Raw genomic sequence first — 8455 nt, 5'->3', positions numbered from 1 at the left:
CCGTTCGTCCGCACGAAGCCTCGGGCTCACGCAGAGCAATCCGGCCCGCCCTTTGCCATTCGCACCCGACGCTGCCGCGTCCACCGCAAGCCCGGCTCGCGACACTGACGACCACATGATCATCCCTCAAGGATGAACCTGGATGGGCGGCACGAGGCGACGGATCAGCATGGTTCGGCAGTAGTTTCGACAGCATATCAGAAGGAAGGAGAACGAACTCGTATATGTCCTCTTTGAAGGCAATCTAAGCGAAGAGCGAAAAGCAAAACTGTCATCGCGGTCGAAAGATCTGCGGATCATCGCGGAGCAAGAAGCGAACTTGGAATTTGTAGTTGCGAACAATTCAATCGGGATCGTCCGTGAGCATATCAAGAAGTCGCTCCCGCAAGGCGCGGAGAGGCTCTATCGGTGGCTCGCGACGTTGGCAATCAGCGATGACCGATGGCAGTCGGCCGCAGATGTTCTCTCAAGCGGCGGCCTATTCAAGCTATTGGGTTCGGATGCGGACTTCATTAGAGGCCTCGCGTTTCTCGGGGTCGCCACGTCGGTGAACAGCGACAAGGCCGAACTGATTGAGATCGCGAAGAAGCGTGGCATTGACCTCATCGAGCTGCTGGAAAAGGCGAAGGCCATTCAGGCCGCGAACGGCTTTCCAACGATCCTAGACGCTGATGGAGCGATCGGCGTTATTGTTTGACGAGCCCGACAGTGTGCTCGCGGCGCGACGGACCTCGACGGGGCTCTGCCGGCGAACGGTGTTTGTCCTTTCCGGAAATTCTGTAGCCGACGGAGCATATTTCGCCGAGAATGCCTCGTTCGTTTCCGCCGCCGCTGCGGCGCTTCGGGCGTGCCGCCGCGATGCGTGTGAAGAACCGGCTGCAACAACGGCTCCAAGCGTGCGGCGATATCTTTAGCGAGCCCAGGAGACTAGCGCTACCAGCGCTTCTCGGCAGCGACAGGCAATTGCCGTCGTTGAGCGCAGCCACGACGAAGCTCGAAACGCGCTCAATGGGGGCACGTTGCTTTGGTGGCCTGAGCGCGGCTGACGGCCGCGTGTCGGTCGATCCAGAGACTTTTCTCAGACCAGAGATCGTCCCCTCCTTCGGCAACGACCGAATAATTCCCCAGCGTCTGCCTCATCCATTCGGCCTGACCTGCTTACAATCTCACATTGACCGTGATGAGATTTTTCTTGATCTCCCGGTGCACACGTCATGCACACGCGTCCCTCTAACTAATTGAAACTCTTAAACTCTCGGTCCAATCCATCATCGGCCAATTTGAGCCAGCTCCAGCCGAGGAGATCAAGGCGGATCAATACTGGTCAGCGTTGCACCAAAAGCAATCAATCGCGAGCATCCCAATCCCGCCGGGTGACATCGCAATAGGCTGGACCGCTCGATAAAGCAGCTAGGAGGCCGAGGCCATTTATTGGAGCGATCCCTATCCCTATGCTCATTCCTATAGAGACGTCCTGCGCTTCCACCGAGAAGGTCTCGCCACGATTTCGAGCAGGGCAAGGATAGCCTTATAGTCTGTCCTGCGCAGACCCCGATCTTATTCGCAGACCATAACGCGCCGGTATCGCCCGTAGACGTAGTAGCAGTCGCTGTCCGAGGTTATGGCCATCGCGCGAGCGGCCATAGGTGTAGCCGGCAGTGGCTCCGGCAGCATAGACGCCTGCGGCATAGGCGGCCCGATGGCCGTATTGGTATCCACCGTAGCGACCGTAGTCTCCGAAGCGGTTGTAAGTGACCGACGTGCCACGAACCGCACTCGCCACCGCCGGTCCGCCGCGACCAGCGGCGCCGACACGCCCAGCCGCAGCGAGATCACCGCGAGGTGCAGGTCCAGCATCGAGATGAGGCGGCGGGCCGTCGAGGCCGGCACGTGGCGCACCGCCCGGCCCCATCGGGGGACGAGCCGCGAAGGACGGAGGACCTCCGGCCGCAATCGGCGGGGGCCCGGCCATGGGGGGCGGCGGAGGGAACTGCGCGAACGCCGCATTGGGAGACAACGTCATGGTCGCGAGCGTCACGGGGATCGACAGCATCAACAGCATCTTGCGGGACATGGTCATTTCTCTCTTGTTAAAACTGAGTTTCGAGGACGGGCACCGGTTTGGTTACGGATATCCGCTCGGAGGCCGGCGCATCGTGCGAAGGCGCCGGGGACTCATGCGCGGACGAGTGATCGCCGTGATCAGGGTAAATGCGGAACCAGGCCACATACAGCGCGGGCAGGAACAGCAACGTCAGCAGTGTGCCGACGATGATGCCGCCCATCATCGCGTAGGCCATCGGGCCCCAGAAGATCTCGCGCGCGATCGGAATCAGCGCGAGACTTGCCGCGGCCGCCGTCAACAGAATCGGCCGCATGCGATGCTCGGTCGCTTCCACGACGGCATCCCAGGCCGCGCGCCCCTCCTTCCTCAGATCCTCGATCTGGACGATCAGGATCACGGAGTTGCGCACCAGGATGCCGATCAGGGCGAGCACGCCGAGGATGGCCACGAAGCCAAGCGGGGCACCGCTCGGCAGTAGCGCCATGACCACACCGATGACGGCGAGCGGCGCAACGGCGAACACCAGAAACAAGCGATGGAAGCTCTGCAACTGGACCATCAGGACCGTCGCCATGACGAAGAGCATGAGCGGAACGACGGCCATGATCGGCGCCTGGCTCTTGGCGCTCTCCTCCACGGAGCCGCCGGTCATCACCGAATAGCCGGCCGGCAGCGCTTTGCTGAACTCCGCCACTTTCGTCGCAAGCTGGTCTACGACCGTCTTGGGCTGTACGTTGCCAACGATGCCGGCCTTCAACGTGATGGTGGGGATCCGTGCGCGCCGCCAGATCGTCGGCTGCTCGAGCTCGTAACGCAGGTTGGCCACGGCCCCGAGCGGCACGGATTGACCGCCGAGTCCGGTCAATTGCAGGTCGCGCAGCGTGTTGATGGAAGCACGTTCCGGCGCGGTTGCACGTCCGGTGACATTGACGAGGTAGATGCTGTCGCGCACCTGGGTGATCGGCGAGCCCTCGAGCACGGAGTTCACGGTCGTCGCAATGTCCTCCGAAGTCACGCCGAGCTGGCGCGCCTTGTCCTGGAGAACGTCGACCTTGACGACGCGGGCCGGCTCCATCCAGTCGAACACGACATTACCGAGTTCGGGGTCGCTCCGCACGATTCCGGCAAGCTTCTGCGAGAGGTCTCGCACCTTCGCGATGTCGGGCCCACTCAAGCGATACTGCACGGGACGCCCCACCGGGGGACCGACTTCGAGCAGCTTGACGTAGGTGTCGGTCCCGGGGAACGTCTTCTTCAGATAGTCCTCGAACCGTGCCTTGACCTCGTCGCGCGCCTTGATGCCGCCTTTGGTCACGACTACCATCTGGCCAAACCAGGTGTTGGCGGTCTGCACGTCGAAGGACAGGACGAAGCGCGGCGAGCCGGTGCCGACATAGGTCGACCAGTGATCGACCGAATTGTTGCCCTGAAGCTGTTCGCGCTCGAATCGCGCAATCTGCGCATTGGAGTCCGCGATCGACGCGTTCTGCGGCAAGTTCCAGTCGATCACCAGCTCGGCGCGGTCCGATGAGGGGAAAAACTGCTGCTGCACGAAATTCATGCCGAACAGCGCCAGCAGAAAGGCTGCAACCGTGACGCCGACGGTGATCCAGCGGAAGTGCATGCAGAAGAGCAGGACACGCGCGAACAACCGCGCTACGCGCCCCTTCTCCGCGTGATGACCCTTTATTTTTGCGGGCAGGATGGTGACGCCGAGCAACGGCGTGAACAGCACCGCCACGATCCAGGAGACGATCAGGGAGACCGCGATGACAACGAACAGCGTGAAGGTGAACTCGCCCGCATTGCTGTTATTGAGTCCGATCGGAATGAAGCCGGCAACGGTCACCAGCGTGCCGGTCAGCATAGGAAAGGCGGTCGAGGTATAGACATGGGTCGCGGCCTTTTCGAGAGGATCTCCGACCTCAAGCCGCGCCACCATCATTTCCACGGCGATCATGGCGTCATCGACCAAAAGGCCGAGCGCGATGATCAAGGCGCCAAGCGAGATGCGCTGCAGCGAGATCCCGGCATAGGCCATCACGACGAACGTGATGGCGAGAACCAGGGGAATCGCGATTGCGACGACAAGTCCGGCGCGCATGCCAAGGCTGAGAAAGCTGATGCCGAGAACTATGATCACGGCCTCAAACAGCGCCTCGGTGAAGCCAGAGACGGCGTGCTCGACAACGATGGGCTGATCGGCGACGAGGTGAACGCCGACGCCGATCGGCAAGTCGGCGGTAATTCTCGACATCTCCTCCTTCAGCGCCTCGCCGAAGTGCAGCAGGTTGGCGCCGGACTTCATGCCGATCGCAAGCGCAATCGCCGGCTCCCCGTTGTACCTGAACAAGGTCTTGGCCGGATCAGCATAACCGCGCGTGATGGTTGCGACGTCGGTCAGAGGAAAGAAGCGATCGTTGATGCGCAGATTGACTGCCTTCAGGCTTGCTTCTGACGTGAACTGTCCGTTCACCCGCACGCTGATCCGCTCGGGCCCTTCCTGAAATACGCCGGACGGGGCGACCGCATTCTGCCCCTGCAGAGAAGTCATGATGGAGTGAACGTCGAGACCGAGCGCCGCGATCTTGCGGGTGGAGAATTCTAGATAAATGACCTCGTCCTGTGCGCACAGGATGTCGACCTTGCCTACATCGGGCACGGTCAGGACCTTTGCACGAATGTCCTCGACCTCATCACGCAGCTGACGTTGGCTCAAGCCGTCGCTGGTGAACGCATAGATGTTGCCGAACACGTCGCCGAAGCGATCGTTGAAGCCGGGCCCGATCACACCTTGCGGGAAATCGCCCTTGATATCCGCGATCATGTTGCGGGCGCGAATCCAGGTCGGCTTCACGTCGACAGCCTTGGTGCTGTCACGCAGATAGACGAAGACGGTGGTCTGGCCCGCAACCGTCACACTCTTGGTGTAATCGAGCGATTCCAGCTCCTCGAGCTTCTTCTCGATCCGGTCGGTGACCTGGCGCGTCATTTCCTCAGGCGAAGCACCCGGCCACTGCGCCTGGATCACCATGGTTTTGATGGTGAAGTCAGGATCTTCCTGCCGTCCCAGCTGAAGGTACGCAAAGAGTCCCGCCGCCATGAAGGCGATCATGAAATACCAGACGAGCGAACGATGGCCGAGCGCCCAGTCGGAAAGGTTGAACGGTTTCATGGCTTCTCATCCTGTGCAATGCGGACTTGCTGTCCTTGCTTGAGGCTGTGGATCCCCGCGGTGACGACGCGTGTGCCGGGAGCAAGCCCGCCGGTGACGCGCGCGCCGGTTTGGTCTGCGACCACATTGATCTTGTGCAGCGAGACCGTGTTGGCGGGTTGATCGACGATCCAGACGAAATTTGCGCCTTCCTTGGCGAGCAGCGCCGAGCTGGGCAGGCGCAATATCCGGCCTTGGCTCTTGTCAAGTTTCGCGGTGACAGTCGCGCCGAGGCGGAATCCTTCGGGCGGATTGCTGAGCGCAATGCGGACCCGCCTCAATCGCGTCGCCGGATCGGCTTGCGGCGCGATCTCGCGAACGCTCCCTTGCACCTGAACGGAGGGCAAGAGCTGTAGGCTGACCGTGAATGGCAGCCCGACCTCCAGCGGCAACGGAAAGTCATGTCCGATGTCGACGACAGCTTCGCGAATATCGGGTCTTGCGATCGTCACCACGCTTTGGCCGGGAGATACCACCTGGCCGACTTCCGCCCCCACTGCGGTGACCACACCGGCGAAATCGGCCTTGATCTGCGAATAGCCGAGCTGCTCGATCGCCTTGGTCAGATTTGCCTGTTCGCGAGCCACCGTTGCTTCGGCGCCGGCACGCGCCTGCTCGGCGTTATCCAACGTCTGCTTTGTGGTCGCGTCGGTCGTGATGAGCGTTCGCTGCCGTTCCTCCGTCGCTCTCACGGTCGCGAACTGCGCCTCGGCCTTGGCAAGCTGCCCTTTGGCCGCGCGAACGGCGAGCTCAAGGGCCGTGGGGTCGACGACGCCCACCGTCTGTCCTTCATTCACGAGATCACCGACATAGACAGGTCGCGTGGTCAGGCGTCCCAGTACGCGGAAACCGAGATTTGTTTTGTACCGTGGCTCGACGACGCCCACCGCCACCGCATCGTCTGCGCGGTCCGCTTCGAAAAGCACCGATTGGACTGGCCGCACTGGCTCGGGCGCCTTTGTCTCCTGCTGACATCCGGCAAGTGCCAACGCACATGCAAGTGGGCCCGCCACGATCATTGCGCGGCTCGTCATGAGGGGTCTCCTTCATAAGTCACGGGCTGGCCCACGCTCAAAAGCTTGCCGCCGTCGACGACGACGCGCTCGCCCGGCTCGAGACCCGCCTTGATCAACACTTCTCCGGCCTCGTACCCACCGACCGTTACGGGCTTCAGCGAGGCTGTCCGCGTTGCCGGATCGACGGTCCAGACCGCGGGCCTGGTGCCCGACGCCACCAATGCACGCCAGGGCAAAGCGATTTGCCGCTCGGCCTTTACTTTCACAGATCCGGCGACCGGGCTTCCAAGCGTCATTGCGGAAGGCGGGTCCTTGATGGCCACCTTGACCCGAATGGTTGAACTCTTGGCGTCGACGGCCGGCGAAACCTCCCGAACGTGGCCGCTTGCGGTCACGCTCGCATCGGAGACCAGCGCCAACGAAACGCTGCGGTCGTCGGCATTGCCGAGGAAAATGGACTCATAGACGTCAAAGACGGCGTCCCGCTCCCCATCCTGCGCCAGCGAAAATAGGGGTTGCGCAGCCTGTACGACTTGACCGGTTTCCAGACTGCGCGCGGTGACGACGCCGTCCGCTCCGGCTCGCAGCGCGGTATAGCCGAGGGCGTCCTTTGAGGTTCCAAGCTGCGCTCTTGCCGCTTCGAGCGCGCCTTCCGCGGTCCGCAATCCTTCCTGCGCCTGGTCGTAGGCCGTGCGCGTGGTGAAGCCGCTCGCGATCAACGCCTTCTGCCGCTCGAAAGTCGCTTTCGCCACACGCAGCTGGGATTCCGCGGCGAGGACAGCAGCGGTCGCAGCATCGACATCTGCCTCCTGCTCGGCGGGATCGAGAAGGGCCAACACTTCGCCGGCCTTGACGTGGGTCCCGACATCGACATAGCGCGCGATCACACGTCCGCTGACACGGAACGACAGATCGGCGCGGAAGCGGGGCTGCACCTCGCCAGTCAGGGTGATCGAAGCCTGCCGGTCCTTCTGCTGGACGACCTCCGTGCGCACGAACGCGGCGCGCGCGGATGGAGCACCTGTGTGATCGTTGCAGCCGCTGAGCGCGGCTGCGACAAGGGCGAGCGCCAAGCCGGCGAGAGGCCTCAGCATCCGCTCGGTTCGATCGATTTTGGTGCGGTTCGAATAGCGCGGCTTCATAGCGCGTCCATGCGGTGAGAGGGTGACAGCAGCTCGCCAAGGATGTCCGAGCCCTTGCAAAGCGGGGCCGGTTCATTCGGACGTGCTCGCAACAAGTTTGGATCCGCTTCGATTGCGGCCTGGCGTCCGACCTGATCCGAGAGGCCGGAGCTCGAGCCGGGCGTCACGGACGACCTGGCTCTCAGCGGGCGCGGCGACCTGATGCGGCGCGTCGCCATCGACCAGCTCGCCCGTTGCTCCCGCTCGCTCAAGTGAAGCGAGAGAACGACAGATGTGAACTCGGCGGCGAAGCCGTGCTCGATCCGTCCCCCGAGCCCCTTGGCAAGGTCACTGCTGATCTGGAGCTCCCGGCCCGGGGCCGCCCGCGCGGACCGCGAGCCGTTATCCAGCACGACGCAGTTCGCCACCGCGCCGATGCGCGCCAGCTTGACTTTGATTTCGCCGGGGCGCGCGTCGAAACACGCATGCCTCGCTGCGTTTACGATGAGGTCATGGACGATCAGGCCAAGCCGCCAGCACCGCTCCGATTGAAGCGGGAGAGATTCAGTGGTCAATGCCAGCCGGATCCCCATTCGATCCAACAGCGACTCGCGCAGGGCGCAGCCCAGTCTGCGAATGTAAGTCGCGGCGTCATTGAGGGCTTCGCCCCGGGGCATTGCGAGCGCACGATGCAACTCGGCGTGTCCGTGCAGCAGCTCGACGACATCGCTCAAGGCGGCCTTGGCTTCCGCCCCATCGGCCCGCACGACCGCGGCCGAGACCAGATCGATCGCCGAGGCGATCCCTTTATCGACCCGGTGATGCAGTTCACGCAGCAGGACGCCGTCTTGTGGGCGGTGCGGGTCCGGGCTCAACATCGTCACTGTGATCTCCTGAGGTGGTCCTGATGATCGGGGCCAACGCGCACTTTTGCGGGCCCCGACCATCCGGAAGGCCGTCGCCGGTCCTACGAGGTCCAGGTCGCGGATAAATTAAACTATACCGTATATTTTCTTTTTGTTGCCTTTTCCCACCGGGC

General features: G+C 62.5%; 6 protein-coding genes. 1 reads left to right on the top strand and 5 read right to left on the bottom strand.

What is annotated here, in order from left to right:
* Positions 1–319: 319 nt before the first annotated feature.
* Complete coding sequence (locus AB4Z51_RS37295) at positions 320–697, top strand: hypothetical protein (protein WP_441499121.1); 378 nt, start codon at positions 320–322, stop codon at positions 695–697.
* A gap of 831 nt (positions 698–1528) precedes the next feature.
* Here AB4Z51_RS37295 and AB4Z51_RS37290 read toward each other — a convergent pair.
* The 5 genes from AB4Z51_RS37290 to AB4Z51_RS37270 are packed head-to-tail and all read right to left on the bottom strand — an operon-like array spanning position 1529 to position 8294.
* The gene (locus tag AB4Z51_RS37290; RefSeq protein ID WP_441499120.1) at positions 1529–2080 is read right to left on the bottom strand and encodes a hypothetical protein; all 552 of its coding nucleotides are present in this window, start codon (positions 2078–2080) and stop codon (positions 1529–1531) included.
* A 10-nt stretch (positions 2081–2090) separates the two neighbouring features.
* Entirely contained in the window at positions 2091–5240 is a 3150-nt protein-coding gene (locus tag AB4Z51_RS37285; protein ID WP_441499119.1) for an efflux RND transporter permease subunit, read from the bottom strand.
* Entirely contained in the window at positions 5237–6313 is a 1077-nt protein-coding gene (locus AB4Z51_RS37280) for an efflux RND transporter periplasmic adaptor subunit (RefSeq protein ID WP_441499118.1), read from the bottom strand. The genes AB4Z51_RS37285 and AB4Z51_RS37280 overlap by 4 nt, the downstream gene beginning before the upstream one ends.
* The gene (locus AB4Z51_RS37275) at positions 6310–7437 is read right to left on the bottom strand and encodes an efflux RND transporter periplasmic adaptor subunit (protein ID WP_441499117.1); all 1128 of its coding nucleotides are present in this window, start codon (positions 7435–7437) and stop codon (positions 6310–6312) included. Before AB4Z51_RS37275 ends, AB4Z51_RS37280 begins: the two co-directional genes overlap by 4 nt.
* Entirely contained in the window at positions 7434–8294 is an 861-nt protein-coding gene (locus AB4Z51_RS37270) for a sensor histidine kinase (RefSeq protein ID WP_441499123.1), read from the bottom strand. Before AB4Z51_RS37270 ends, AB4Z51_RS37275 begins: the two co-directional genes overlap by 4 nt.
* Positions 8295–8455 lie beyond the last annotated feature (161 nt).

The organism is Bradyrhizobium sp. 2TAF36 (genome assembly GCF_052114925.1).
Taxonomy (GTDB): Bacteria; Pseudomonadota; Alphaproteobacteria; order Rhizobiales; family Xanthobacteraceae; genus Bradyrhizobium; species Bradyrhizobium barranii.
Note: the sequence above shows the minus strand (reverse complement) of the source record. Positions and strands in the feature narration are given on the sequence as shown.